Consider the following 24,556-nt stretch of genomic DNA (forward strand, 5'->3'; position numbering starts at 1 on the left):
GCGCCACCGTTGCCCGGCCACACTCACCCCCGACCGGCCTCGTGCGACGACGAATCGGCGGTATCGGTGAACAGGCTCGCGATCACCAACGTAATGGCACCCAGAACGATGAAGGAATCGGCGAGGTTGAACGTCGGCCACCACCCGGTGTGCAGATAGTCGGTGACGACACCATCAGGGATGCGGTCGATGACGTTTGCCGCCGCACCACCCAAAAGCGCGGCCAGTGCGACCCGGGTGAGCAACGACGCGTGCGGCGCGACCCGATAACCCGCGACCGCGACAGCGACCGTGATCACCATTGTCACGCTCAGCAGCACCCAATCAGGCGCATTCGCGGCGATCGAGAACGCCGCGCCTGGGTTGAACGCCAACCGCAGATCGACCGGGCCCGCTTCGATCGCGGATCCCTTCAGAGCGGTCACCGCCCACCCCTTGATCGCGAGGTCGGCCACAGCGATTCCGGAGGCAGTGGCGCCCCACGCCAACCGGCGCCGCCACGCCGCCGCCACCGGCGCGTCAGTGGCGGTCATGCGGGCAGGCCAGCTGGCGTCGGCGTCACGGGCGCGACGCGTTCCGGGACCGGCGCCAGCGAGGTGGTGCGTCCGGCACGGACGCCGTTGGCGATGACGACGATCTCGGCGAGCTCGTGCACCGCGACCACTGCCGCCAACCCGAGGACACCGAACAACGCCAGCGGGATCAGCACAGTGATCAAGCCCAGCGACAACCCGACGTTCTGCAGCATGATCGAACGCGCCCTGCGGGCGTGGTCGAGCGCTCGCGGCAGGTGTCGAAGGTCTTCACCCATCAACGCGACGTCGGCTGTTTCGATGGCCACGTCGGTGCCCATAGCGCCCATCGCGATGCCCAGATCGGCGGTCGCCAGAGCGGGGGCGTCGTTGACGCCGTCGCCGACCATCGCGGTGAACCGATCCTTGCGCAGTTCACCGATGATGCGGGCTTTGTCCTCCGGACGCAGGTCCGCGTGCACGTCCTCGATACCCGCCTCGGCCGCGAGAGCCGCAGCGGTGCGGGCGTTGTCGCCGGTGAGCATAGATACGCGGCAACCCGAGGCATGCAGGCGGTCGATGACCTCGCGGGCCTCGGGTCGCAGTTCGTCGCGCACCGCGATCGCACCGATCAGCCGGCCGTCGTCTTCGATGAGCACCGCGGTCGCCCCGGCATGCTGCATCCGCTCGACGTCGACGGCCAGCTCGCCGGGCTCGATCCAGCCTGGTCGACCCAGCCGGGCCGGGCGCCCGTCGACCAGACCAGTGAGCCCGGCGCCGGTGACAGCCTCGACGTCGGTGGCCGGGGTGACGGTGTCGGCGGCGGCGAGGATGGCCCGAGCGAGGGGATGTTCGCTGCGCGATTCCAGCGCTGCCGCGACCGCGAGGACGGTGGCCTGGTCGACGCCCCCGACTGTGGAGATCTCCACCACGGCAGGCTTGTTCGCGGTCAGGGTGCCGGTCTTGTCGAGCGCGACCTCGCGGACCTTGCCCATCGCCTCGAGCGCGGCGCCGCCCTTGACCAGCACACCCAGCTTGCTCGCAGCGCCGATCGCGGCCACAACGGTCACCGGCACCGCGATCGCCAGTGCGCACGGCGACGCGGCGACCAACACCACCAGCGCGCGTTCGATCCAGGTCGTCGGATCGCCCAGCAGCGACCCGATCACCGCGATCGCTGCGGCGGCGAGCATGATCCCTGGAACGAGGGGTTTGGCGATCTTGTCCGCCAGGCGCTGAGCTTCGCCCTTGCGGGCTTGTTCGGCTTCCACGATCCGCACGATCCGGGCCAGGGAGTTGTCCTCGGCGGTGGTGGTGACTTCGACCTCGAGGACTCCGGTGCCGTTGATGGATCCGGCGAAAACCTCCGCGCCCGGTCCGGCTTCCACGCGCACCGATTCGCCGGTGATCGCCGAAACATCTAGTGCGCTACGCCCTTCGATGATCACACCGTCGGTGGCGATGCGCTCGCCGGGACGCACCAGCATCCGGTCACCGATGCGCAACTCGGGCGGCGTGACGACGGCTTCGGTGCCACCGCGCAGCACAGTGGCCTGCGCTGGTACCAGACTCAACAACGCGCGCAGGCCGCGGCGGGTGCGCGCGACCGCGTACTCCTCGAGTCCTTCGCTGATGGAGAACAAGAACGCCAGCATCGCGGCTTCGCCGACCTCGCCGAGGATCACCGCACCGATTGCCGCGATCGTCATCAGCGTTCCGACACCGATCTTGCCCTTGGCCAGCCGCTTGATCGTCGAGGGCACGAAGGTATAGGCGCCGACCGCCAGCGCGGCGGCCTCCAAGCCCAATTCGACCGCGCGCGGACCGCCGCTCCAGCCGACGATCAACGCCGCGAGCAATAACACACCCGCGAGCGCGGCCGCGCGCAGTTCGCTGACCTCCCAGAGTTTCTCGGGTTCGCGCTCCTCGCCTTCGGCGTTCTCGCCGGGGGGTTCGTCGTGGCCGCAGCCGCACGCGTCGCTCATGCTCGCACCTCCGTAGTGGTTTCGGTCGGGGTGGTGGTAGCGGCGTCGGTGCCGTAGTTCGGGCACAGCGCCACCGCGTTGCCCGTCGCGGCAAGCAAGGTCTCCGCCGCCGAGAGCAGGTCCATCAGTTCGGGGCGGGCCAGGCTGTAGAACACCTGCCGACCCTGCGGGCGGCCCACGACCAGCCCACAGTCACGCAAGCACGCCACGTGCGCCGACACCGTCGACTGCGCCAACTCCAGTCCCGCCATCAGGTCCGACACCCGTGCCTCCCCGCACGCCAGCCGGTGCACAATCGCCAACCGTGTGGCATCCGACAGGCTGTGGAACAACGCCACCGCCGGATCCAAGCCTTCTGTTCCGACGAGGCAGTCCCTGCCATGATTCATCGTCATAAAACGATGATAGCGCCCAAGGCTATTGATATCGCCACTCTCTGTGATTAATCTTATTTCACCGATCACATCGTTTTTTGTCGATCAATCTTGATCGGCGCCGGAGGGAGACCCCGTGAACCAGCAGCACACGATCGCGACCACCGAGCCACCACAACGATCCACCTCTGTCGCGGACTCCGGCCTGCTGTATCGGTGGGGTGCGGCCATGGCACGACACAGACGCCCCGTCCTGGCGATCTGGGCGCTGCTACTGGTGATGTGCGCGGTGGCCTATCCATTACTCGAAGATCGGCTCGGCGCCATGGACTTCGGGGTCGAGGACTCCCAATCCGCCGAGGTCGACCGCCTCGTCGCGCAGCACTTCCCGCAGTTCGGCGCCGAACAAGCGGTCATCGTGCTGCAGTCGCCCACCCTCACCGCCGATAGCCCAGACTTCCGGGCGGCTGTCTCCCGTGCGGTCACCGCCGCGCGAGCGGTCTCCGGTGTGACAGAGGTCGTCGACCCCTACCTCGGACTGCCCGGCACCCAGATCTCGGCCGACAAGCACGTCGCGATCGCCTTGGCCGGTATGGATGGCGACATGGCCGAACGCGCACGCATCGCCCGCGATCTGCAAGACGCCATCGGTGCGGCGAATAGCGATGCCCCCGTCGAGGTCGGGCTGACCGGATACTCGGCGGTGCAGAACGCGGCCACCGAACTGCAGAACGCCGACCTGGCCCGCGCCGAAGCGATCGGCATCCCCGTCGCCCTGCTGCTGCTGGTGCTCGCACTCGGCGCTCTTGCTGCGGCGGCGGTTCCGATCGGAGTGGCCCTCGCCGGCCTGCTGGCCGCGGTCGGTGCGCTGTTCACCCTCACCACGATCACCGCGTTCGATTCGCTGACCGTCGCCATGGCCACCATGGTCGGACTCGGTGTCGGCATCGACTACGCGATGTTCATCGTCAGCCGCTTTCGCGAAGAACTCGCCCGCCGCAACGTCACCGAACGCGCCGACCATGACGGCATCGCCGCCGCTGTCGGACGGTCGCTGGAGACCGCAGGCAAGACGATCCTCGTCTCCGGGCTCGTGGTGATGATCTCGCTGTGCGCGTTGATCATCATCGACGCACCGATCTTCCGTGGCATCGCCATCGGCGTTGCCACCGCCGTCACCAGCATGCTCATCGTTGCTGTCACCCTGCTGCCCGCTTTGCTCGCTGCCCTAGGCCCCGCCATCAATCGCGGCGCTCTCCCGCCCCGGTGGCGCCCCGCCGAAACCGCTACCGTCACCGGTGGCGCGCCAGGCCGGTGGGCGCGCTGGGCCTACCTGGTCATGCGCAAACCGGTGCTGTTCGGCACGGCCGTGATCGCGGTGCTCGTCGTGGCCGCACTGCCGGTCTTCGGGATCCGCTACGGCCTCGACATGGGCACCACCGCCCTCGACGACACCCCCACCGGACGCGCCAGCACCGCCTTGACCACCAACTTCCCCGCCGGAGCACTCTCACCAGTCGAGATCATCGCCACCGGCGCCTCCGACACCCCACTCACAGCCGACGCCGCGGCACAGATCAACCAATTCCTCAGCGAGATCGACCGCGACGACCGAATCGCCGCAGTGCTCCCGGCGCAGGTCAGCAATGGTCGAATCCTCACGATGGTGATCCCGCAGGTGGCGTTCGACTCCACGGACGCCACCGACCTCATCCGCGACCTCCGCACCAGCGCCGCAACCATTGATATGGCGGCCGGGACCGAACTCCGCATCGGGGGCAGCACCGCCGAATTCGTCGACCTCTCCGACGAGATGACCTCCAAACTGCCGCTGGTCATGGCCCTGGTGCTGTCGGCCTCGCTGATCTTCCTGATCGCGGCGTTCCGCAGCATCGCCCTACCGGTCAAGGCCATCGCGATGAACCTGCTCGCCACCGGCGCCGCCCTCGGCATCACCGTCGCGGTGTTCCAGTGGGGTCTGGGCGAGAACATCCTCGACTTCACCAGCCCGGGCTTCGTCCAGGTCTATCTGCCCACCGTCGTGTTCGCCCTGCTGTTCGGGCTCTCGATGGACTACGAGGTCTTCCTCATCCGCCGCATCCGCGAACACTGGGACGCCACCGGCGACAACCGACACGCCGTCGCCGCAGGGCTCACTCACACCGCCCGCCCTATCACCGCCGCGGCAGCGATCATGATCGCCATCTTCGCCAGCTTCCTCACCGCCGACATCCTCGAACTCAAACAGCTCGGACTCGCCCTTGCCGTCGCTGTCGCCATCGACGCCGTGCTCATCCGTCTGGTTCTCGTCCCAGCCCTCATGCGGCTGTTCGGCGACTGGAACTGGTGGCTACCCGCCGTGTCGCGAAGGTCGACGCGCTGACCGCGGTAGTGGACGCGTGGTGGGCGACAGTTCGAGGACCTTTCGGAGCAGATTCGCGAAGATGTGGTTGCCGAGTTCGTGTGCCTGGGCCATGTCGACGATCAGACCGGGGACGTCGGGGTGGTCGGGGACTGATGCATGGTGGAGCAGGTCAACTTGTCACCGGATCCTGCATCAGTCCCGTTTACGCCCGTCAGGTACTTGCAGAACCGTTGGAGGCTTCGGTATTGCGGTGGGAACACTCAGGTGTGAGGACTGATGGCCTTGCCTGGCTGTCACATCATCCTCGCCCGCACCGAAACACTCGAACTCGCCGGCGGGGCAAACGCTCGGCGAGGCAGAGGCCGTTCCCGTCATCCCTTACGTCGCAGTGGCTGGGACGTCGCGCTGGTCGACCGGTAGTCGCGGCGGATGCCGCCCTGGGATGAAGAGGGATCAGCGGTGCATTGAGCACCCTGATCAACTTGGCTCGGCCACGTCGCGTCGGGCTACCTCCGAGGTGGGCCCCGTAGCCAACCGCCGTCGCGACTGACCGCCGATCTCGCCTCGTGGGGGACCCGACTCGGAGCTAAATGTTCGGAAACGCCCGTAGGGCTTGCGGTTCCGACGAGAATCGTGTGGTGATGGATAGGGAGGGCGGGACGATGCCGCTAGACATTCGGCACTACGATCTGAGCCGCGGCAACGTCTCGCGGGCTGTGGGTGAGGCTGGGAGATGACGGTGGTGGCGGTACCGCATCCCCATTACGGGCTGGACCTTAATGGTGCAAAGTCGAGGTACAGTCTGTCGTACCTGTATGCGGTGTGCTCTCAGGCCGGGTGCACTGTGATCGAGACCCCGCAGGACTCGGACGTTCACTCTATCGATGCGACAGTTCAGTTCGAAGAGGGTGACGTTCGAGTTCAGATGAAGTGCTCCAGCACCCATCGAATGACCGGGTCTCAAATTCGGTTTCAGCTCAAACAGCAATGGATCGACAAGTGGAGAAAGTACCAAGGGACAACGTTCGTCGTTCTTGTTCTTGTTCCCGAGCACAAGGCTGATTGGGTGCAGTATGGAGATGACGAGACGGTGCATCGAACGCAGGCGTACTGGGCAGAATTCGACAAGAGCTCGACGGCGAAGTCGATCGTGATCCCGCGTGCCAACCGATTGGATACCTCTACGCTCGCCAAGTGGCACTCTGCATTCGCGGTCGGCTTCGGAGAGGAGGCGGCATCCTGATGTCCGGCGACGAACTAGTCATACACACTAAGGCGTGGATGCTGCAACACGGCTGGACGGAGGTCTCCGAGGGCCCAGCTGGATGGATGTGGAAGCACACCGCAGCCGGTGGGGATGCTCGCAAGATCGCGATCGTGCGAAACCTCGCCAACGACAGCGGCGCGTTCAATGGTGTGGTCCAACGTCTAGCGGCAGCGCACGGGGCACCCACGGCTGAGGTCGAACGAACGCTGAAGATGTGGGGCACAGATGTCACAATGCTCCGGGCAGCTAATGACATCGTGATAGCCGAAACGATCCCGCTGACTGCCGCCGCCGTCATGGTCGAGTCCGCACGGCTGATGTACCGATGTTCAGCCACCGCAGCCATTCGGCTGCGCCCTGAGATCAGCGGTGGGTACTCGAAAATTGGGGACGATCTCAGCAATACCGTACGGATGGGACACACTGAGCGAGGCTCGTATGTCATCCCCGTCTACGTGAAACTGAGCGACCCGAAGGAAGTCGTCGACAACGAGCAGCCTTTTGAAGGGTTGGAGCGTGAGTCGGTTGCCACGGTGGAGATGGTTGAGTCGGCGGAACGTCGAATGACGCGAACCTTCGCTCAGGCAATGCAAGCCATCCACGATCATGTCTTGACACCAGAGCATCTACCAAGAGCGGAACAGGTGATGGGGCTGGTATCAGCGGGGGTCACACGCGAGTTCGTGTCGGCTATCACCCGTGTCCTTGCGGAAGGCGCGGTAGCGGAATTTGAAACCCGTTTCGAATGGGCACCGTCGCAACCCACTCCTACGCGTATCGCTCAGTCAGTTAGCATTCCCGCTGCGGCCGAGGAGAAGCTGACCGAAACAATCCGGATCCTGAAGCGATCGAAACGGCGAGAATTCAACGTCATGACTGGTCCGATCGTCACTGTTAGCAAGTTTCCAGACGATCCGAATGTCTACGCGACGATCAAGACGGTTCGAGGGGGTCACCCGTGCAACGTCACAGCCATTCTCCCAAGCTTGCCACTAAAGACGGTCACGGAGTGGATGACAAGCGGCGAGACCGTCCAGCTACAGGGGGTGGTGGATCGCCAGGGTGGTGGCCTGGTTGTTCGTAGCCCTCAGGGTTTTGGGCCAATCGCCTTACCTGCAGTGTGACCTGTTTGTGCGCGTTGATAGTCGAATGACAGTGCCCCGGACCGCTGGAGATGGACCGGGGCATCGCGCGGCTGGAACCTACTGGAGCCTGTCCGGCAGGAGCTTCCGGGAGGCCGACAGGACTGCAGCTCATGTCGATCGCGAGTTCTACGTCGCACGCCTCGTCAGGTGATGACAGCTGTCAGTCGAACATGGTTGGTAGGTCTGGCTTGTTCCAGTGCTCGTGGAGAAGCTGGATTTGGGCGTCGAGTACACGGGTGGTCGACAGTTCGGGCAGCTCGTCGACGTTGAACCAGCCGACTTCCATAGTCTCGACGGGGCTGGGTTGGCCGTGGGAGATGGTCTCGCACAGGAAGAACAGCTTGTACACGTGGTAGGGGAAGGCGGGCTGGTGGCCCTGCACATCGCGGTCGTGCAGGGCCACGAGTTTGCGGGCGCGCACGGTTATGCCGGATTCTTCGTGGACTTCGCGTTCGACGGCGAGTGAGGGCGGTTCCAGGACGTCGCACCAGCCGCCGGGCAGGGTCCATTTCTCGTCGCTGCGGTCGCGGATGAGCAGGATGCGGCCCTTGTCGTCGAAGACGCCGCCTCGGACGTCGACTTTGGGTGTCATGTAGCCGTGTTCGAGGAACACGTTCTTGTGCAGGTCCTCGAGGGTGCCGTTGCTGATGAGGGCCAGCAGGTCGGTGGCTATCTGTTTGGCTTGTTCGTAGCGTTGCCGGTCGAAGACGTCGGTGGAGAAGACGAGGCCGTTGTGCGCGAGGGCGGCCAGAGCAATAGCGTGTTGGCGGATCTGGGTCTCGGCTGTCGGTTGAGCGTTGTCCATCCAGGGTCCTTTGGTCGGATCGGCGTTGTCGCAGCGGCTGTTCGACATAGGTCAGAGAGTTAGGCGGTAGGTCGTGGACTGGCGTGGGGCAAATCCGAGCCGTTGGTAGAGCTGGTTGGCTGCGGATCTCTTCGGGGTCGACGTGAGATCGACCGTGCGCGCTCCGTGGTCTATCGCGATGGCCAGCGCAGCGGTGGTCAGACCTCGTCCAATGCCGTGTCCTCGCGCGGCTTGGTCGACCACGACATCTTCGATGCGTGCGCGCAGTCCGGTGGGGATCGTGTACATGACCAGAGTCAGCGCGCCGACGATCGCTCCATCGACACGTGCAATGAGCAGCCGCGTCGAGGTGGAATCGATCACCGCCTCCAGGACATCACGGGTCAGAGGTGCTGCGGTGGTGGACAGTTGCGGTAGAAGGTCCGTCAGCGCCGTCAGCGTCTCGTCGTCTACCTGGGTCACGATGTCGATCACAACTGCCTCGGGTGTCTGCGACACCATGGGCTCCTCCTGCGTTGCGCTACGGATTCGACGCCGCGATATGGGTCGAAAAGTGGGGGGCCGGAACGATTTTCGAATAGTTCACCAGAACCGGCCAGGTGGCAGCGGCGGCGTTGGCACCAGCGTATCCCGTGTGGTGCCGGGTGGGCCTGCGGCGGCCACCCGCTGGTGCGTCTCGCGGTTCTCGCACGGCTGCCTGCTGGTTCGGTCAGTGTTGCTGCACGGAGGCGGTGGTCTGGACGGGTTGGGCGAGGCCGTGGACAGCTGTGGACAGGTCGGGGTCGGTGGAGCTGAAGATCGCGCTGCCCGCGACGAGGGTGTCGGCTCCGGCCTCGATTGTCTGTGGTGCGGTGATAGTGGTGATCCCGCCATCGGCGACGAGTTCCACCGTATCGAGTTGCCGGTCGCGCAGGAGCGTTCGCAGAGCGCGGATCTTGTCCGGGACGGCGGGCTCGAAGGTGCTGGTGCCGGGTCGGCTGGTCATGAGGACGACGAAGTCCACGCGTCCGAAGTAGGGGTCGAGCAGTTCGAGGCCGAGGTCAGGGTTGAGTACGAGCCCTTTGCCGATGCCGGCCAATTGGAGGGTGTCGAGGGCAGTACTGATGTCGGTCGCGGCATCGACGTGGAAGCAGACCCGGTCGGCCCCGATCTCGATGAGGTCGTCGATGTAGCGCTCGGGTTCGAGGGTTTGCAGGTGGACCTCGAGCGGCAGGGACGTGTGGTGGCGGATGGCGGCGACGGTGCGCATGCCGAAGCTGATCGCGGGCGTGTAGTGACCGTCCATGATGTCGAGGTGAAGGTATTTGGCGGTGCTGGCTGCGACGCTGTCGATGGCGTCGCGCAGCGCGAGAGGGTCAGCGCCGATCAGTGCCGGGGCGATGGACACGGTCATGCGAGGGCCTCCTGGGAGTCGGTGATTGCGGTGGTCAGGCGGGCACAGACGAAGTCGACATCTGCTGGTGACAAGTCCGGCCGGATCGGCAAGCACAGGGTGTCGGCTGCCTGATGGTCGGCATGGGGGTAGGTGCCGTCGAACCGGTAGCGCGCGAACGCGGGCTGGCGGTGAACGGGGACGGGGTAGCGGATGACGGCATCGATGCCGTCCGAGCGCAGCCGTGCGAGCACTGCATCGCGATGCGGCACGGCGACCTGGTACAGGTGATAGACGTGGTCGCCGGGGTCTTGTATCGGCGGTGGAACCGTGATGGCGGGGTGGGTCAGGGTGCGGGTGTATCGGGCGGCGAGGGTGCGGCGTTGGGCGTTCCAGCCGTCGAGAAGGTCGAGTTTGGCGTCGAGGACGATGGCTTGGATCGCATCGAGTTTGGAGTTCACCCCGAGAGCGACGTGGTTGCCCTGGCCGTGCTGTCCGAGGCCACGCAGGACCCTGATCGTGTGGGCGATCTCGGGGTTGTCGGTGACGACGGCTCCGGCGTCGCCAGCCGCGGCGAGGTTCTTGCTCGGATGGAAGCTGAACGCGGCGGCAGCGCCGAAGGTGCCGACCCGCCTGCCAGCCCAGGTCGCTCCGACGGCTTGGGCGCAGTCCTCCACGACGGGAATCTGGTGGCGGGCGGCGATTGTCGTGATCCGGTCCATGTCGAGGCTGCGGCCGAACAGGTGGACCGCGAGGATCGCTCTCGTGTCCGGCCCGCACGCCGCGTCGAGCGCATCGAGATCCATCAGGTAGGTATCGGGTTCGCAGTCGACCAGCACCGGTGTCGCCCCGACGGCGGCGATCGCCAGAGCTGTGGCGTGGAAGGTATTCGCGACGGTGACGACTTCATCGCCCGACCCGAGACCTAGTGCGATCAAAGCGAGGGTCAGCGCGTCGGTGCCGGTGTTGACGCCGATCGCGTGGGCAGCGCCGAGGTAGTCGGCGAAGCGCTGTTCGAAGCGGATGACTGTTTCACCGAGGATGTAATCCCCGGAGGCCAGCGCACCTCGGATCTGGTCGGCGGTCGCGGGCAGGTCGGCGAACTGGGCGAGGTAGTTGTAACGGGGAATCTTCATCACGACTCCAGGGGGACGGGTGGACGGATCTGCACGATCGTTTTGCCGAGTCCGCCGTGGGCAGCACTGGCGGTGAGATGGTCGGCAGCGGCGTCGAGGTCGAGGACTTGTGTGGTCAGTCGCTTGACGCACATCGACGGTGACCACCCGGCATCGGGGGCTTGCTGCAACAGGGCCAGGGCGGTGTGGAAATCGGCGCGGTTGGCTCCGTGAGTGCCCGCCAGGTGGTACCGCTGGCTCGAACCGGAGAGTTGAGTGTCTTCGGTTCGGCGCACCTGGTCGATGTCGATGGTGCCCAGCCGGTCACCGGGCTGTGTACCTGCGAAGAGCATCAGCAATCCGTCGTCGGCGAGCATGTCCATGCAGGTCGCCAGCACCTGTGGTGTGGCGGTGGCGGTGGCGACCACGATGCGCTGAAACGGTGGCCGGTGTTGGCGGGATTCGAAGGCCGAGGAGGACAAGGCGTGGCGGCGGCGCAGGAACACCAGACGCGGGCCGCTGGGATTGAGCAGGACGCTCTTGTGGCCGGTGGCGGTGAGGACCGCGCTGATCAACGTTCCGGCCATGCCCGCGCCGTACACCGCGACTGTGGTCTCGGGCGCCAGCGCGAGGTCCGCGGTGACGGTGTGCAGCCGGGTGGCACAGTGCACCGCGCACGCCAGCGGTTCGGCGAACACCGCCACCTGATCGGGCAACCCGGCCGGGACGGGTACCAGCGCGGCACGCAGTTGGTGGGAGTCGCCGGTGAGCTCGACCAGTTCAGCGAATCCCGACGTCCGGTGCTCCAGCTGTGGGTGCGGATCGAACGCCACCGTGCGCCCCCGTAGGTCTGCCAAGGCCGGGGTGGTGTCGAGGACGCTGCCGATGATCTCGTGGCCGAAGTCGCGGCGGCCGAAACGGGTACCGCTGATCTCGCGCAGATCCGAGCGGCACACACCGACTACTCGTGGCGCCAGAACAACCTTTCCGGTGGCGAGCACCGACGATGCACCGGCAACTGTGGCGGTGGTGAGGAAAGCGGTGTGGTCATGGTGCTCGATACGCCGGTAGGTCGTGGTCAGATGAGTGGTCATCGGACCGCCTCAAGGTGATCAGCGACCGTGGTCGACAGGTCGGCGTCGCGCGCACGCTCCGACATGGTCAGGTCGACGACGACCTTGACGTGCTCGCCGAAAGGTCGTTCGCCTCGGGCCATGGCCGGCATCCGCGAGGCGGCTTCTTCGAGCGAGATCACGTGGCTGATGAGCCTGCCGAATCTGGTTGGAGCCGCGAGGAGATGCTGCTGGGCTCGGACGAGGTGGGCGGGTGATGTTCCGCGATGACCGGTCACCCACACCCGCTTGCCAGCGGTGGGGAACACCTGGACGGAGTCGTAGCCGGAGGAGCGCCCGCAGACGTTGGCACGTCGGACGGCCGACAAGTCGATGCCGGGCAGCGCCGGGTGCCGCAGCCCGGCGGGGATGCCACCGAACAGGTCGAGCATGCCCTTGTCGACGAGGCTGGCGGTTGCCGCGCGGATGGCCGTGACGGTCGCCTCGCGCGGCAAGCACACGAGCGCGCCGTGGACGCTGGCCGGTGGTATCCGATTGGTGAGGGTGCTCGCGGGCAGCACGCCGAGCTGCTCGATGTAGCGAAGTCGCTCGCGGCGTGGGTGGACCAGTTGCATCCGGTATCCGAGGTCCTCGCCCAGCATCGCCACCAGCAGGGCCGCCGAACCGCTGCCGAAGACCGCGACCGTCCCGGCCGGGCGCAAATGCACGCGCATCAGATCCCACGCGTACAGGGCGGTGGCGGTGGGTTCGACCAGCGCGCCGAGGTCGAGCGGAAGGGCCTCGTGCGCGGCGACGACTCCGCAGGGGAGTCCGGTGGGCACGTAGTCGCGCAGGATGCCGTCGTAGCTGTGGCCCAAGATCACGTCCTGGTCGTTCGGGTTGACGGGATTGAAGATCTCGCAGCCTCGTTTGTCCGGGTTGAAGGCGAGACCTTCGTGGCCCAGGATCGTGGCGCGGTCCGACCGTGCGCCGCGTTGCATCTGTAAGTCGGTGCCACAGACACCAACTCGCAGGACACGGCGGGCCGTGGGTGGTTCGCAGGTGCAGGGCACAGGTGTGTGCTGCAGGCGCAGTTCATCGCCGCTGCGGACGAGGGCGCGGTTGACGGCGCTGGTGTCGGTGGCGCTCATGCGGTGCACAGTTCGTTGTGGAACGGACGCACGACATCGGCTGCGGTGGCCAGCTCGGTCGCGGCGATGTCCTGGGCGAAGATCGCGGTGCCGATCTTGGTGAGCAGCGGGATGTTCTGGTTGCCGTCGCGGTGGCGGATCGAGTCCGACAATCCCGCTCGCAACATGTCGTCGGTGATGCAGGTATGGCTCAGTGGCAGCCCGACCCGGGCCATCAATGTCAGGATGCGGCCCAGGCATTCGTCGTCGATGAGCTGACGTCGCTGGGCGAGCACGCACGACAGCGCGATGTCGATGGCGACCGCTTCACCGTGGTAGAGCTTCGGTTTCGCCGCCAGCTCGAACGAGGGGCTGAAGGTGTGGCCGAAGTCGGGCAGTCGGGCGAGGTTGTCCTCCCACAGGTTCGGTTCCAGTTCCTCGACGATCGCGGTGATCGCGGCGTCGATGATCGGACCGCTCACGGTGGTGTTGGCAGCGAAACCGGAGGCGGTGGTCCATTCCCGCTCGATCCGGTCGAACAGGCCGCTGTCTTTGACCAGTGCGATCTTGAGGATCTCGGCCATTCCGTTGGAGATCTGACGGTCGGGCAGCGTCGCGAGGAAGCTGGGGTCGACGATGGTCTCGCTCGAGGCGTAGTAGGTGCCGAGCCGGTTCTTGCGGCCGTTGAAGTTGATCCCGGTCTTGACTCCCACGGCGGCGTCGACCATCCCCAGCAGGGTGGTCGGCACTCGGACATAGGGCACGCCGCGGCGGTAGATGCTCGCGGCGAAGCCGACGACGTCGGTGAGGACTCCACCGCCGAGGGCGACGACGGCATCGCGGCGCCGGCTGAGTCCGAACTTGTCGTACTCGCGGATGATCCGGCTCACCGTTTCGGAGTTCTTGGTGCGCTCGGTGGTTTCGATCGGTACGACGGTGCAGTTCGAGGTGTAGGTGTCGAAGTAGGCGAGGATCTGGTCGCCGACAAAGCTCATGACCGTCGAGTCGACGAAGACCAGGGTGCGGCGATTGCCGATACCCACGGCGTCGGCCAGGTCGCTGTTGTCAGGGTCGAGGCAGTCTCGTGTCCGTCGGATTCGGTAGCAGACTTGTTGTGTTGCGGCGACACCCCAGATGCGGTCCATGTCAGTGATTCCTTCCCCCGGGCCGGGCGGTTGCGAGCAGTGATTGCGTGCGAGCGAAGAGCCCGGCACCCCGAAGTGGGTCGAGCCCATCGGATTCCAGGCGCGTGATCCGGTCGCGAAAGACGGTGGGCTGGTGCGTGGAAACGAGGTAGAGACCGTCCGCTTCCAGGCAGCGGTACATGCTGTTCATGTAGTGATTGGCGAGGGTGTCGACGACCCCGCCGGACAGGAACACATGGTCGATGTGGGGATCGATGGCCAGTAGGTACAGCAGTGCCCGTGCCAGTGGCGCGGTCACCGAGTCCAGGAACGCCTTCGCGTGCGGATTGTTGGCCTCGAGTGCGCATCGCAGTCGCGTCAGCGGCGGATCGGTGGTGGCCTCAGCGCCGACGATGCTTGCCAGCTGTGTCAGCTGTCGGTCGATCGCCTTCCCCGCGGCGAGGGCGGAGACGTGCCCGACAGCTCCGCAGTCGCAGACCGAGGGTTCGGTCGACAGTGGCGCGGTGACGGCGGCTGGCAGGTGCCCGATCTCGCCTTGAGTCCCGTGTATACGGTCGAGCACTACCTCGCCGGATTCGATGTCGATGGTGCGCGCGGCGATGCCGCTGCTGACCGTCACCGCCGCAACGGTTTTGAGGTTCATGGCGCGGACCTCGGGCCTGCGGGTGATGGCCAGCGCGAGACTGGTCACGTCGTTGACCACCCACCACCGGGTCCGTGGTTCGTTCTCGCACAGCACGGCTTGCAGATCGAACGGGTCGGCGCTGTCGCCCCACAGCGGGGCGCTGGCCAGGATCTGTCCGGTGTGCCCGTTGGTGGCGGCACCGATCGAGATCCCTACGTCCACGACATCGGGATGGATTTCGAGCAGTCGACGGGTCTGGGTGAGGAGAAACTGCACCATCAGCTCGCGCAGGGTGGCGGTGTTGCTCCCGGTACCGGCCTTCGTCACCGCCGGGTGCCGGTCCTGATCGGTGAGCTCACCGGACGGTGACAAGACCGCCAGACGCCACCATGTCCCGCCGAGATCGAACACGATCACCGAGCGGCTATCGCCTGCTACGTCTTTCATTTCACACCTGGCCTGGGTGAGCTGCGGCGTCGGCCAGGACATACCCGTCCTGGCCGAGTACGACAGCGGCCGATACCGGTGCAGCGCCCGGCGCGGGGTTGAGGATTGCCGCCAGCGCCGCGCTCTTGCTGGTCCCGGTGGCCAGCAGGATTCGAGTCGGCACGGCGCGGAGATAGGCCAGGCCGAGGCTGACTCGCTGCTGGCCGTGGTAGGTCGTGGCGATCACCCGCTGGCATACGCCTTCGGGGCGAGCGTGGTCGAAGATCGAGGCCGTGTGGCCGTCGGTTCCCAAACCGAGCACCGCGATGTCGGGACCACCCTCGGCGCGCAGTCTAGCCAGTTGTTCGTCATACGCTGCAGCGGTTGTGTGACCAGTGCAGCTCGCCCGAATCGGGTACCAGGTAGCGCGATGGCCCGGGTCGGTCAGTCCCAACGCCGTCTCGATCGGCTTCGCTGATCGGTCGGTTGGCTCCGGTGTCATTCGCTCGTCGGTTTGAACAAAAACCACTCTGGCCCAGTCGATATCGCGCGCGGCTAGCTCTCGGTAGGTTGCGACCGGCGTCGTTCCACCGGCAACAGCGATAAGACATTCACCAGTCTTCTCGATCGCTGAATGAATTTGTGTGGCAATTAGATCGGCGGCTGCCGAGGCCAAACCGGCGGGTGTTTCACGGAACATGTATGTCAACGGCATGAGTACCTCCTGGGTCGAGAGATGACGAAGATCAACGTGGGCGGGGGCATGGCCTGCCGCGACGGGTTCCGGCTCGCAGGTCGTCTATTCGGGTAGTCGTCCGATGGCGGCATAGGCGCTCAGGTCCGAGTCGGCCGACACCAACGACACCGATGCACGGCGCTATTGAGGGGTCGTCGAGGCGCGTGAGGTCACTCGGGCGCCGATGAGTGCCCGCAGTGTGGCGATGGTTGCGGTGTCGTGTGGGGCGAGGGTGTGGCCGGTGAGCTGACTGGCGGTGATCTGTCCCGCGTCGAGTAGCCGGTCCACGAGCTTGTCGAGTTCCTCGGGTGTGGGCGGGTGGTGTTCGTGCCAGGCCAGCCAGCCTTCGGGACCGTCTGCTTTTCTGGGTGGGGGTGGGCCACCGGCGGCGAGCCTGTCGGCTTGTGCGGTCTTTCCGGCGCGGCGCAGGAAATCAAGGTGTGCGTAGTACCGCTGTTGTTCGGTTCCTTGGTCGTCGTAGTCGGTGTTGTCTCGGTCCCAGCCCATCGCTGTCGCCCCGTTTCTCTGTTCGGTTTTCGGTGTCTTACCGCTGGTGTCGCTGTCCTACGGCGGCGTAGGCGGCGAGGTCATGTTTGAGGGGGTGTTGTGGTTTGAGAGCGGGGACGCGGGTGATGGGATGCCATCGGTGCGGTGCGATCAGGCCGGGGTGCAGGAGTTGGTAAGGGGCGAGCATGGTGGCGAGGGTGTCGCGGTCGCGGGGGTGGTAGGCGATGCCGTGGTGGCCCAGTTCCCGTGCTGATGCGCCGATGGCGTGGGCGAAGACGTCGTCGGTGATGTGGCTGAACACGATCCAGGTACCGGGCGGGAGCCCTGCTGTCAGTTCCGCGAGCAGGGTGGGGGCCTCGGGCAGGTGCTCGGCGGTGCCGGAAAGGCAGACCGCAAACGGGGCGTTGAGGTCGAATACGGCGGCGATCTTGTCCAGAACAGCTGCGGTGTCGGTGATGTCGAGCAGGGCGAAGTGGCGGTTCGGGTTCGTTGCCAGCAAGGCCCGTGCGTGGACAGCGACGAGGGGGTCGTTGTCGAGGTAGAGAACGCGAGCAGACTCGCCGCGGTGCGTGGCGGCATCACCGACATCGGGAGGCATCGCAATGCCGCATCCGAGGTCGACATACTGGTGCACGGCGTGTTCGCTACTGAGGTAGTCCACGGCGCGCAGCAGGAACCGTCGTCCCTCACGCAGTGCGACGACGAACCTGTTGCTGATGTTGGCTGCGACGAGACCATCGATCTCGTAGTTGTCCTTGCCGCCGAGCAGCTTGTTGACGACGCGGGCGCTGCTGGGCATGTTGTGTCGCAGCGCGACCTCGTGATTGGTCATGTCGACCAACTCCAGTGGTGAGAGGGGGCTGCCGGGCCCGACTGCTCCCAGCCGTGACGAGGGATACGGCCTAGCGGGGACGGGGTCGGGGCCCGGGCAGCGGGTCGGATGGTTCAGATGCCGGGGCCGACGTGCTCGGCCAACGCCCGGTCGAGCAGGGCGCGGGCGTGTTCGCCGTAGACGGCCTGGTCGGCGAGCAGCTCGAAGGTGCGCAGTGCGAGGGCGATCTCGTCGGCGCCGGTGGTCTCGACGGATCCGGTGACTGTCTCGATCGCGACGCCGGATTCGTCGTGGATCACGAAGTTGTCGGCTTGGCCGATGAATTCGGCATCGAGGGGGATGATGCCGATGTCGAGGTTGTCGCGCTGGGTGAGGATGTCGCCGAGTTGGCGGATCTGTGCCGCCATGACCGCGTGGCTTCCGACGGTGCGGCGCAGCGCGGCTTCGCCGATGAGCAGGTGGAAGCGGTGCCCGGGCGCGTCGAGAACGGCCTGGCGCTGCATGCGTGCCGCCGCGGTTGCCTCGCTGTCGTCGGGCAGGCCGAGCACGGCGGTGCATTTGGCGAGGATGGCGCGGGCGTAGTCGAGGGTCTGGAGCAGGCCGGGCAGGATTTCGGGGCTGTGGCTGCGCTGATATTTGGTGTCGGACTCGATGTCGATCAGGCTGCGCTGCAAGGTTTCCAGGCCGCTGTTGTCGGTCGCGTCGTACCAGCTGGAGTAGGACATTGTCTAACCTTTCAGTTGCTTTCAGTGGTTGAGGGAATCCCGTGGGAGTCCAACGGGTGTGGTCGGTAGCGCTCGGTGAGCGCCCCCGGAGGCGCGGGGGTGTTGGGGCGGCCTCCGGGGGCGGTTCCCCACCCTCGGGTCGACCGGCCGGTTGCCCGGTCGGTGTGATGGCCCGAGGTATCCAGGTGGTCTACGCGCTGGTCATGCGCGGGCGATAGAGCTGATGAGCGTCAGTTCTCCGACGGTGCGGGTGGTGATGATCTGGCGAGGCGCATAGGGCTCGCTGTCGGGGTGGTACTCGGTGACGGTGACTGCCCAGAGGTCGGCGTCGCCAATCCGTTCGAGTGGCGAGATGGTCACACAGTGGTAGGTGTCGGCGGGTACGGCGTCGATCCCTGCCTGCAACTTGCCACTCGGGCCGACGAGGGCGTCGGCAGTCAGGAATCGGCGTGCCTGCTCGGCGGAGCGCTGGACGTAGTAGGCGTGGTTGAACCCCAGGATCGCGGCCGGGCCGTTCGAGAAGTCGCCGGGACCAGAGCCTGTGACTACCCCGGCCGGCGAGGTCGTGCTCGGGCAGTCGATGCCGCGCTGCTGGGCGTGGATGCCAGGCGCGAGCACGGTCAGAGTGATGACGAACAGGACCGTGGACACGACGGCCGCACCGATGCCGAAGGCGATCAGGTGCCGGTCGCGGCGGGTTGCGGGTGACGGTTCGGGTGTGTCGAACTCGGCGTACATGGGTTCCTTCGAGGTGGAGGGGCTGTTGGGGCCCCGGAGTCGCCGGGAAGCAACTCCGGGGCCGCCTCGGCACCGGGGCCACGGCCGAGGAGACGTCGCGGGTATCTCGCCGGGGCACGTGCGGAGGCCATTTGGGTGGTCAGAGAGCCGCGCGGTCGCGGCTCAGGGCTGGAGATAGAGGCGTTCGGCGGGCAAGCGCGGCAGTCCGGCGCAAGTGCCGGGCTCCACGGTGACGGTTCCGGGGCGGTGGGCGGCCACGTCGCAGACGAACACCAGCGCGGCGGTCAGACAGGCGACGAATTCCATTCGGACACTGGAAATCAGGACTGAGAGTCGGACGTCGGGTTCGTCTGGGCACGGCGACCGATTGCTGTCGGGTGTCATTTCCGATCCGTCCGGGGTAGGAGTGCTCGGGCGCATTCGATCACCACTTCGCCGGAGGGCCGGAATGTGCCGGTCGCCGGGGAGATCCAGGTGCGGATCATCAGCTGGTCCGGTACCGGGGAGGGCAGGGCGATGTCTCCGTCGCGGATGACCACCACCCGGGCGTTCCGCAGCTGCGCGACTTCGGCAGGGTCGGCGATGGGCCGCATGTCGGCTCGCACCAAGAACGTCCACATTCCCGCGCTGGGGTGGCCGATGATCGACAGCGGAGCGACACCGCGCAGATCGAGGCTGTTCTTGACCTGTTGCGCCAGTCCGGTCGGCATCATCACCGCCCCGACGAGAGACCCGGCCTTCATCGTGATCCGCCCCGTCTGAGGGTCGACCACGGTCGGCAGCGAGCACATGCGACGGTAGAACTCGCACCGGCTGTGGGGAGACTCGGTGAACGGCTGCACCGGCGTGCTGATCGGCGTCATCGCAACTCCCCGGACGGTTCGGCCACGCTGGTGACCCATCCGGCGATCGTCATCGCGTCGAGCTGCCGGACCAGAGTCGACAGTGTGCAATCGAAGCCGTGGGTGATCTCGGGATTGGCGAGGGCGCCGGCCGACTCACCCACGTCGGCCTGTCTCGCCGCGGACTGGGGTGAGTTCGGCTCGTTGCTGCCGTTCATGCGCGGCCTCCCTGAGGGCTTTCCAACGTCGAGGGAAGTCGGATCGGGCGGTTGCGCCTCGGCCTCCCACGAAAACGGGTTCCTGCTGAAAATCGTGGCCCGCCAGCGGTATCGGGAGGAACCGCAGAGTGTTGGCGTAGCGTTGGCGTACCGTAGGCATTTCCCAGTTCAGGAGCGGGAATGAGGGGGCCGAATGATACGAGGGCGGGCATGGACCGGCTTCGAAGCAGCCGTGCTGCAAGAGGCCATGAGACTGCCGATCCGGCAGTTCGCCACGATGCTCGGAATCGAAACCACCACGGTCAGCAATTGGAAGGTGGGACTGAGCGCGGTCAAACTCCGCGCGCAGACCCAATCGATCCTGGACACCGCCTACGCCCAACGTGCAACCCCGGAAGACCGGGAACGGTTCGAGCAGATTGTGGCCGAAGGAGAAGCCGCGTGGCGAGCACGGCACCCGAAAGCTGCGCGTAGAAGCAAATCTGGCTCGAACGCCGGTGTGCCCAGTGCTGACATGGCCCCGGCCCTTGAGTCAGCGTTGGTGAGAACGGATGTTCCGCTGGCCGGGGGCAATGACTACTCCGTGCCGACACCTAACCTCGCACCGATCAGCAGTTCGGTGCTGGTCGGGACCGATCACCCGGCAATCGATGTGTTGGAAGTGGAAGAGGCTGCGGCATTGATGCGAACGCGGGCTGCGCCGAGTTCCCTCCGCAGTTTCGCTGCCGTGACCGATCTGCTGGCTGGTCAGCGTCAGAGTTTGGCACCGGATGCGTTGATCGGCCCGATCGAGGCCCACCGAGATGCTGTCGCGTCGTTGTTTCGAGCTGCGACCGACGATGTGATCAAGCGGCGGGCGGGGGCGCTGCTGGGCGAGACATCCGTTGTGGCGAGCCGGGTGTGGAGCGCCATCGGTGACCGGTCGATGGCACTGACCCATGCCGCGTTTGCCCGAAAGCTTGCAGACCAGCTCCAGGACAAAACGATGGGCGGTATCGCACGAATTTTCGAAAGCAATCTCCGGTCAGATGCGGCGACATTGATCAGTTCGGACGGTGACGTGGTCATCGGGCTCCGAGTACTCAATGAGGCAGCCGGTCTCTCCGCCTTCTTGCCACCTGCGGCGCGAGCACGGATCGGTGCTGAGCAGGCGCAGGCTTATGCGGTGCTGGACTTGCGGGATGAATGCGAGGAAGCGTTGACTCGCGCCCAGCGCGCCGCGGAGAGCATCGATGAAGATGACCGCTCCGGCCTGTTCAGCGACTGGAACAGCACCCGGATCCAAGTCTATGTCGGCACCTGCCAGCTCCTGCTCGGGCAACCGAAACGCGCTATCGCCGCCCTTACCGCCGCGCAGGACTCGCCTGATATGGACAGCCCTAACGTCGCGCTGGCGGCGCGCGTCGACCTAGCCAGCGCGTACGCGCTGTCAGGAGAGCTGGACGAGGGTTGCAGGGTGCTCGGTGAGACCTACGAGGATCTGGCGACCATGGGCAATCGTCGTGGACTCGAACGTGCGCAATGTGCTATCGAGAGGATGGCTCCCTGGCAGAACGAAAAGCCGGTCCTCGCTTTGATGGAGCGAGTAGGCGAAATCTCCACCTAGCGGTCGAGCTGGGCGGACGATCGGATCGTCTGTACCGAACGGATTGCTTCGAGAACCTCGTATGGATCCAGCCGATCCACGACCGCATCCGGCGAGTGTTCCCACAGCTGCTCCGAGCTAATCCGGTGGGCAACCGCGACAACTCTGAATCCGGCGTGCCGAGCAGTGGCAATGTCGTTTGCCGCATCGCCGATGATGACGGTCCGCGCGGGCTCAATGGAGTGCCGGTACTTCGCCTTGTACCGGTCGGCGACGAACGCAGGCAGGTCGAACCGATCACGCGCGTCCGAGCCGAACGCACCGACCTCGAGGTCGAGGTGGGTATCCAGGCCCGCCACGGCCAGTTTGAATTCTGCCGACACACGCAAGTTCCCCGTGAGCGCCGTCTGGACGTACCCGTGCTCCGCCAAAGTAGCGATCGTTTGGGCGGCACCCGGATATGCTGCCTGGTCGCGGGCGAGTTCAGCCTCTCCCTGCTTCATGACCTGCATCAGCACCTCGGCGTACCGACTGAATCCTTCTTCGGCGGTCTCGCTGGTGACGCCCGAGGCTATGGCCGTGTCCACGACGATGGACTCATCGGTGTAACCATGTATCCGCGCAGCGGGGAACACGACTGCCGACTCTTCGATGTCGTAGGTACGGGAGACTGCTCGCCGTAGCCACCGCAAGTCCGCAGGAATGAGCGTGCCGTCCACATCCCAGATGATCAGCCCCGTCCGTGCCTCAGCCATGTTCATCGATCCTCGCAGACGGTAGCGGAGCCTGCAGAAGCCAGCGCTGGCGGTGCGACGGTCACGATGGCATTCAGCACCCGAGTTCGGTCAGTCATGAGCCCATCATGGCAGTCTGCGGAGGGCATTGCCGGTCTACACCATCACTACGCCTACACGCCGGGCGAGGGTTGCCCGCCTCGCCCGGCGGCGCTCCGATGTGGCTCGGTGGCCAGGTCGCCTCAGGATGCGATGGCGTGTGTGTTGTAGAGGCCGTGGACGGACAGGATCTCGAAACATGCGCCGTATTGGTCGATTTCGAGATTCAGGTGGATCGGGTGTTCGTTGTCGGGGTGGTGGAGACGCAGTGGCGTCGACCGGTGCGAGTTGTAGCTGACCTGTAGGGGTGTGGAGTCCCATGCGGCTCGGAACTCGGGGTTGTTGCGCAGTGTCTGGAACAGTGCTTGTGCTCGGGGTGCGTCGCGGTAGCGGCCGAGCGAGGCGCGCAGGCGGCGGATGTGGTGGAGCAGGTGTTCGTGCCAGTCCTCGACGAGGTCGCGGGCGGTGGGTGAGCACATCCACCGCCCGATGTTGTGGTCGGCGTCGTCGAGGCCGGGCATGATCCGGTAGAAGACCTTGTTGCCGTGTAGGACGTTCTGGAGTGGGTCGAGGTAGGCGCCCATGACCTCGCATTGGTCGAGGTAGTCGAGGTGGTGATGGACTCCCTGATCGGTGAGGTACTGACGCAGGCCGGTGAGCGGGGGTAGCTCGGCGGAGGGGCGAAGCAGGTCTTGCAGGTGGCGCTGTTGAGTGGGGGTGAGGTCGAAGAAGGCGAACAGTCCCTTCTTCAGCTTGGGTCCTGGCTGGGTGCGGTTCTGGATGACCTCGTTGAGGCGGGAAATGCTGAATCCTGCTTTGTTGGCGGTGGACTCGCGGGATAGCTGGCGCTTGTGGCGCAGGAACTCCACGGTGTCGTGGAAGTCGGGCATCCCGGATAGCACGAGGGACATGTCAGTTGTCTCGCTTCTGCGGCGGGATGAGGACGATGTCGACGCCGAGCGCAGCACAGGGTGCCGGTGGCTGGTTGAGGACGTCCGGATCGGCTCCGCGATGGCGGGTGCGCTGAGGGATGCCGTTCATGGCGATACTCCTTTGTTCGGTTGTGCTCCTCCGGGACATCCGGGGGAGAGGTCGTGGGTGCGGTGGAAAGGTCAGATGCTGCGAGGCCCCTCGCACGGGTCGGGATAGACGAAGCAGAACCGCAGGTCGGGAGGACCTTCCGCCCCGACGCCGAGGTGGATGCGGATGGTGCATTCTTCGCCGGTGTCGGGATCACGTACCTGCATGGGGTGCACGGTTTTGTGGCCGTAGGCGACCTCGGTGCTGCCGGTCCACAACTGCCGGAAAGGCGCTGCTGCGCTGAGTGTCTCGTGCAGGTCCCGTGCACGGGCACTGTGGCGGTAGATGCCGAACTTCACGCGCAGGGACGCGACCATGTACGCGGCGGCGGCATCCCAGTGCACAACGCACGGCTCGGCGGTGGGTGTGGTGCTGCCGGGGTGGAAGAACCACTGGCTGAGGTTATTGTCGTAGTCGGCGAGGTCGGGCAGCTCTGCGCGGAAGCGTTCGTTGGCGTAGACCACGTTCCACAAGGGGTCGAGATACGCGCCGACCCAGCCTCGTTCATCGAGGCGGCGCAACGTCGTGTGGTGCTCGCAGGCAACGGGGCGGGCTCGTAGCTCCTCGATCGAAGGCAGCGGTGTCGGTGGTTCGGCGAGTTCGCGGGTGTGGCGGGCCTGGGATTTGTCGAGTTCGTAGCCGGTGATGATCTGTTCGAGAACGGTCGGGGAGGCCGGGTGGGTGCCGAGTTCGATCTTCTTGATCAGGTCCTCGCTGACCTGGATTCGGCCGGCGGCCTCGGATCGGATGAGTCCGTGGTGCTCGCGGATCTGGCGGATCCATCGTCCCAGGTCGGGTAGCTCTGATGTGGTGCGGCGGGCCATGCCTCGCCGCGGTCGTCGGGTCGGGCGGGTCCTCCGGTTCATGTGTCAAGCCCCTCCTATTTCAGTCTTCCGTCACCCCTCCACCACGCGATAGGTTGAAGGGTTAACTCCCCCGAGTTGATTAACTTCTACCAGAAAGGGAACAGCCCGGCCACCGATCATTCACTGTGACCTGGCTGACAATTAGCTACGGACCTCCGCGAGGGGCGCGCGGAGTATTCTGGCCACCCTTTCTCCGATGCGGGACACCCGCCGGAAAATTTCTTTGGTGACGCTTTTCTTACCTGTTTCGCCGATCCTTGCAGGCCACCGCGCGTT

The 24,556-nt window shown here is 65.6% G+C and carries 27 protein-coding genes; 4 read left to right on the forward strand and 23 right to left on the reverse strand.

Going from position 1 to position 24,556, the window contains the following annotated elements; translation table 11 throughout:
* Positions 1-23: 23 nt before the first annotated feature.
* Genes lspA through EL493_RS10950 form a run of 3 tightly spaced genes read right to left on the reverse strand, consistent with a single transcriptional unit; the run spans position 24 to position 2,892 of the window.
* Positions 24-533 carry a signal peptidase II gene (gene lspA / locus EL493_RS10940; protein ID WP_019045659.1) on the reverse strand — a complete coding sequence of 170 codons (510 nt, stop codon included), beginning with the start codon at positions 531-533 and terminating at the stop codon, positions 24-26.
* Positions 530-2,497, reverse strand: coding sequence for a heavy metal translocating P-type ATPase (locus tag EL493_RS10945; RefSeq protein WP_019045660.1), 1,968 nt, complete (start codon positions 2,495-2,497; stop codon positions 530-532). The genes lspA and EL493_RS10945 overlap by 4 nt, the downstream gene beginning before the upstream one ends.
* Positions 2,494-2,892, reverse strand: a complete 399-nt coding sequence (locus EL493_RS10950; RefSeq protein ID WP_019045661.1) for an ArsR/SmtB family transcription factor — start codon at positions 2,890-2,892, stop codon at positions 2,494-2,496. Before EL493_RS10950 ends, EL493_RS10945 begins: the two co-directional genes overlap by 4 nt.
* Before the next feature lie 115 nt (positions 2,893-3,007).
* Here EL493_RS10950 and EL493_RS10955 point away from each other — a divergent pair, with 115 nt between their 5' ends.
* From EL493_RS10955 to EL493_RS10965, 3 genes are all read left to right on the forward strand, one after another.
* Entirely contained in the window at positions 3,008-5,254 is a 2,247-nt protein-coding gene (locus tag EL493_RS10955) for an MMPL family transporter (protein ID WP_019045662.1), read from the forward strand.
* 715 nt (positions 5,255-5,969) lie between these two features.
* Entirely contained in the window at positions 5,970-6,479 is a 510-nt protein-coding gene (locus EL493_RS10960) for a DUF4365 domain-containing protein (protein ID WP_022567141.1), read from the forward strand.
* Positions 6,479-7,627 carry a hypothetical protein gene (locus tag EL493_RS10965; RefSeq protein ID WP_022567142.1) on the forward strand — a complete coding sequence of 383 codons (1,149 nt, stop codon included), beginning with the start codon at positions 6,479-6,481 and terminating at the stop codon, positions 7,625-7,627. The genes EL493_RS10960 and EL493_RS10965 overlap by 1 nt, the downstream gene beginning before the upstream one ends.
* Before the next feature lie 181 nt (positions 7,628-7,808).
* On the opposite strand, the gene EL493_RS10970 is transcribed toward EL493_RS10965, so the two are convergent.
* The 16 genes from EL493_RS10970 to EL493_RS11035 form a co-directional block, all read right to left on the reverse strand.
* Positions 7,809-8,501: an NUDIX hydrolase gene (locus EL493_RS10970; protein WP_019045664.1), complete on the reverse strand. Its 693-nt coding sequence runs from the start codon at positions 8,499-8,501 to the stop codon at positions 7,809-7,811.
* A 3-nt stretch (positions 8,502-8,504) separates the two neighbouring features.
* The gene (locus EL493_RS10975; protein WP_019045665.1) at positions 8,505-8,954 is read right to left on the reverse strand and encodes a GNAT family N-acetyltransferase; all 450 of its coding nucleotides are present in this window, start codon (positions 8,952-8,954) and stop codon (positions 8,505-8,507) included.
* A 208-nt stretch (positions 8,955-9,162) separates the two neighbouring features.
* Entirely contained in the window at positions 9,163-9,846 is a 684-nt protein-coding gene (locus EL493_RS10980) for a ribulose-phosphate 3-epimerase (protein WP_019045666.1), read from the reverse strand.
* On the reverse strand, positions 9,843-10,961 hold the full coding sequence (locus EL493_RS10985; RefSeq protein WP_022567144.1) for a DegT/DnrJ/EryC1/StrS family aminotransferase: 1,119 nt from the start codon (positions 10,959-10,961) through the stop codon (positions 9,843-9,845). The genes EL493_RS10980 and EL493_RS10985 overlap by 4 nt, the downstream gene beginning before the upstream one ends.
* Positions 10,961-12,034 (reverse strand): MDR/zinc-dependent alcohol dehydrogenase-like family protein, encoded by a 1,074-nt coding sequence (locus EL493_RS10990; protein ID WP_019045668.1) that lies wholly within the window; start codon positions 12,032-12,034, stop codon positions 10,961-10,963. Before EL493_RS10990 ends, EL493_RS10985 begins: the two co-directional genes overlap by 1 nt.
* Positions 12,031-13,143 (reverse strand): MDR/zinc-dependent alcohol dehydrogenase-like family protein, encoded by a 1,113-nt coding sequence (locus EL493_RS10995; RefSeq protein WP_022567145.1) that lies wholly within the window; start codon positions 13,141-13,143, stop codon positions 12,031-12,033. Before EL493_RS10995 ends, EL493_RS10990 begins: the two co-directional genes overlap by 4 nt.
* Positions 13,140-14,267, reverse strand: coding sequence for a sedoheptulose 7-phosphate cyclase (locus tag EL493_RS11000; protein ID WP_030202519.1), 1,128 nt, complete (start codon positions 14,265-14,267; stop codon positions 13,140-13,142). Before EL493_RS11000 ends, EL493_RS10995 begins: the two co-directional genes overlap by 4 nt.
* Position 14,268: 1 nt before the next feature.
* Positions 14,269-15,339, reverse strand: coding sequence for an ROK family protein (locus EL493_RS11005; protein ID WP_054815573.1), 1,071 nt, complete (start codon positions 15,337-15,339; stop codon positions 14,269-14,271).
* A 1-nt stretch (position 15,340) separates the two neighbouring features.
* Positions 15,341-16,033, reverse strand: a complete 693-nt coding sequence (locus EL493_RS11010; protein ID WP_022567146.1) for a 6-phosphogluconolactonase — start codon at positions 16,031-16,033, stop codon at positions 15,341-15,343.
* A 162-nt stretch (positions 16,034-16,195) separates the two neighbouring features.
* Complete coding sequence (locus tag EL493_RS11015) at positions 16,196-16,561, reverse strand: hypothetical protein (RefSeq protein WP_019045672.1); 366 nt, start codon at positions 16,559-16,561, stop codon at positions 16,196-16,198.
* Positions 16,562-16,598: 37 nt separating this feature from the next.
* Positions 16,599-17,393: an SAM-dependent methyltransferase gene (locus EL493_RS32270; RefSeq protein WP_019045673.1), complete on the reverse strand. Its 795-nt coding sequence runs from the start codon at positions 17,391-17,393 to the stop codon at positions 16,599-16,601.
* A 113-nt stretch (positions 17,394-17,506) separates the two neighbouring features.
* A complete protein-coding gene (locus EL493_RS32275) occupies positions 17,507-18,118 on the reverse strand; it encodes a DUF5753 domain-containing protein (protein WP_019045674.1) in 612 nt (203 codons plus the stop codon).
* Between the two features lie 201 nt (positions 18,119-18,319).
* Positions 18,320-18,856: a hypothetical protein gene (locus EL493_RS11025; RefSeq protein WP_019045675.1), complete on the reverse strand. Its 537-nt coding sequence runs from the start codon at positions 18,854-18,856 to the stop codon at positions 18,320-18,322.
* A gap of 162 nt (positions 18,857-19,018) precedes the next feature.
* Positions 19,019-19,162, reverse strand: a complete 144-nt coding sequence (locus EL493_RS32280) for a hypothetical protein (RefSeq protein WP_019045676.1) — start codon at positions 19,160-19,162, stop codon at positions 19,019-19,021.
* 74 nt (positions 19,163-19,236) lie between these two features.
* Entirely contained in the window at positions 19,237-19,719 is a 483-nt protein-coding gene (locus tag EL493_RS11030) for a hypothetical protein (protein ID WP_019045677.1), read from the reverse strand.
* The gene (locus EL493_RS11035; protein WP_019045678.1) at positions 19,716-19,916 is read right to left on the reverse strand and encodes a hypothetical protein; all 201 of its coding nucleotides are present in this window, start codon (positions 19,914-19,916) and stop codon (positions 19,716-19,718) included. The genes EL493_RS11030 and EL493_RS11035 overlap by 4 nt, the downstream gene beginning before the upstream one ends.
* Before the next feature lie 247 nt (positions 19,917-20,163).
* On the opposite strand from EL493_RS11035, the gene EL493_RS11040 reads away from it, so the two are divergent.
* Entirely contained in the window at positions 20,164-21,522 is a 1,359-nt protein-coding gene (locus EL493_RS11040) for a hypothetical protein (protein WP_126405665.1), read from the forward strand.
* On the opposite strand, the gene EL493_RS11045 is transcribed toward EL493_RS11040, so the two are convergent.
* The 4 genes from EL493_RS11045 to EL493_RS11055 all read right to left on the reverse strand — a co-directional run bounded on the left by EL493_RS11045 (position 21,519) and on the right by EL493_RS11055 (position 24,238).
* On the reverse strand, positions 21,519-22,256 hold the full coding sequence (locus EL493_RS11045; RefSeq protein ID WP_019045680.1) for an HAD family hydrolase: 738 nt from the start codon (positions 22,254-22,256) through the stop codon (positions 21,519-21,521). The two genes, EL493_RS11040 and EL493_RS11045, sit on opposite strands and share 4 nt — an antisense overlap.
* Before the next feature lie 221 nt (positions 22,257-22,477).
* Positions 22,478-23,245, reverse strand: a complete 768-nt coding sequence (locus EL493_RS11050; protein ID WP_022567149.1) for an MmyB family transcriptional regulator — start codon at positions 23,243-23,245, stop codon at positions 22,478-22,480.
* A gap of 1 nt (position 23,246) precedes the next feature.
* Positions 23,247-23,375 carry a hypothetical protein gene (locus EL493_RS33510; protein ID WP_267890428.1) on the reverse strand — a complete coding sequence of 43 codons (129 nt, stop codon included), beginning with the start codon at positions 23,373-23,375 and terminating at the stop codon, positions 23,247-23,249.
* A gap of 71 nt (positions 23,376-23,446) precedes the next feature.
* The gene (locus EL493_RS11055; RefSeq protein ID WP_019045682.1) at positions 23,447-24,238 is read right to left on the reverse strand and encodes a helix-turn-helix domain-containing protein; all 792 of its coding nucleotides are present in this window, start codon (positions 24,236-24,238) and stop codon (positions 23,447-23,449) included.
* Positions 24,239-24,556 lie beyond the last annotated feature (318 nt).

Source organism: Nocardia asteroides (assembly GCF_900637185.1).
Classification (GTDB): Bacteria; Actinomycetota; Actinomycetes; order Mycobacteriales; family Mycobacteriaceae; genus Nocardia; species Nocardia asteroides.

Excerpts from the sequence above, each read along its gene's own strand:
- EL493_RS11005 (WP_054815573.1), bottom strand. The coding sequence starts at position 15,339 with ATGAAAGACGTAGCAGGCGATAGCCGCTCGGTGATCGTGTTCGATCTC.
- EL493_RS11010 (WP_022567146.1), bottom strand. The coding sequence starts at position 16,033 with ATGCCGTTGACATACATGTTCCGTGAAACACCCGCCGGTTTGGCCTCG.
- EL493_RS32270 (WP_019045673.1), bottom strand. The coding sequence starts at position 17,393 with ATGACCAATCACGAGGTCGCGCTGCGACACAACATGCCCAGCAGCGCC.
- EL493_RS10945 (WP_019045660.1), bottom strand. The coding sequence starts at position 2,497 with ATGAGCGACGCGTGCGGCTGCGGCCACGACGAACCCCCCGGCGAGAAC.
- EL493_RS11000 (WP_030202519.1), bottom strand. The coding sequence starts at position 14,267 with ATGGACCGCATCTGGGGTGTCGCCGCAACACAACAAGTCTGCTACCGA.
- EL493_RS10980 (WP_019045666.1), bottom strand. The coding sequence starts at position 9,846 with ATGACCGTGTCCATCGCCCCGGCACTGATCGGCGCTGACCCTCTCGCG.
- EL493_RS10950 (WP_019045661.1), bottom strand. The coding sequence starts at position 2,892 with ATGACGATGAATCATGGCAGGGACTGCCTCGTCGGAACAGAAGGCTTG.
- EL493_RS10995 (WP_022567145.1), bottom strand. The coding sequence starts at position 13,143 with ATGAGCGCCACCGACACCAGCGCCGTCAACCGCGCCCTCGTCCGCAGC.
- EL493_RS10960 (WP_022567141.1), top strand. The coding sequence starts at position 5,970 with ATGACGGTGGTGGCGGTACCGCATCCCCATTACGGGCTGGACCTTAAT.
- EL493_RS11030 (WP_019045677.1), bottom strand. The coding sequence starts at position 19,719 with ATGACGCCGATCAGCACGCCGGTGCAGCCGTTCACCGAGTCTCCCCAC.
- EL493_RS11035 (WP_019045678.1), bottom strand. The coding sequence starts at position 19,916 with ATGAACGGCAGCAACGAGCCGAACTCACCCCAGTCCGCGGCGAGACAG.
- EL493_RS32275 (WP_019045674.1), bottom strand. The coding sequence starts at position 18,118 with ATGTCCTACTCCAGCTGGTACGACGCGACCGACAACAGCGGCCTGGAA.
- EL493_RS11015 (WP_019045672.1), bottom strand. The coding sequence starts at position 16,561 with ATGGGCTGGGACCGAGACAACACCGACTACGACGACCAAGGAACCGAA.
- EL493_RS10975 (WP_019045665.1), bottom strand. The coding sequence starts at position 8,954 with ATGGTGTCGCAGACACCCGAGGCAGTTGTGATCGACATCGTGACCCAG.
- EL493_RS10985 (WP_022567144.1), bottom strand. The coding sequence starts at position 10,961 with ATGAAGATTCCCCGTTACAACTACCTCGCCCAGTTCGCCGACCTGCCC.
- EL493_RS11055 (WP_019045682.1), bottom strand. The coding sequence starts at position 24,238 with ATGGCCCGCCGCACCACATCAGAGCTACCCGACCTGGGACGATGGATC.
- EL493_RS11045 (WP_019045680.1), bottom strand. The coding sequence starts at position 22,256 with ATGGCTGAGGCACGGACGGGGCTGATCATCTGGGATGTGGACGGCACG.
- EL493_RS10990 (WP_019045668.1), bottom strand. The coding sequence starts at position 12,034 with ATGACCACTCATCTGACCACGACCTACCGGCGTATCGAGCACCATGAC.
- EL493_RS10970 (WP_019045664.1), bottom strand. The coding sequence starts at position 8,501 with ATGTCGAACAGCCGCTGCGACAACGCCGATCCGACCAAAGGACCCTGG.
- EL493_RS10965 (WP_022567142.1), top strand. The coding sequence starts at position 6,479 with ATGTCCGGCGACGAACTAGTCATACACACTAAGGCGTGGATGCTGCAA.
- EL493_RS32280 (WP_019045676.1), bottom strand. The coding sequence starts at position 19,162 with ATGGAATTCGTCGCCTGTCTGACCGCCGCGCTGGTGTTCGTCTGCGAC.
- EL493_RS11040 (WP_126405665.1), top strand. The coding sequence starts at position 20,164 with ATGAGACTGCCGATCCGGCAGTTCGCCACGATGCTCGGAATCGAAACC.
- EL493_RS11025 (WP_019045675.1), bottom strand. The coding sequence starts at position 18,856 with ATGTACGCCGAGTTCGACACACCCGAACCGTCACCCGCAACCCGCCGC.
- EL493_RS33510 (WP_267890428.1), bottom strand. The coding sequence starts at position 23,375 with ATGAACGGCATCCCTCAGCGCACCCGCCATCGCGGAGCCGATCCGGAC.
- lspA (WP_019045659.1), bottom strand. The coding sequence starts at position 533 with ATGACCGCCACTGACGCGCCGGTGGCGGCGGCGTGGCGGCGCCGGTTG.
- EL493_RS11050 (WP_022567149.1), bottom strand. The coding sequence starts at position 23,245 with ATGTCCCTCGTGCTATCCGGGATGCCCGACTTCCACGACACCGTGGAG.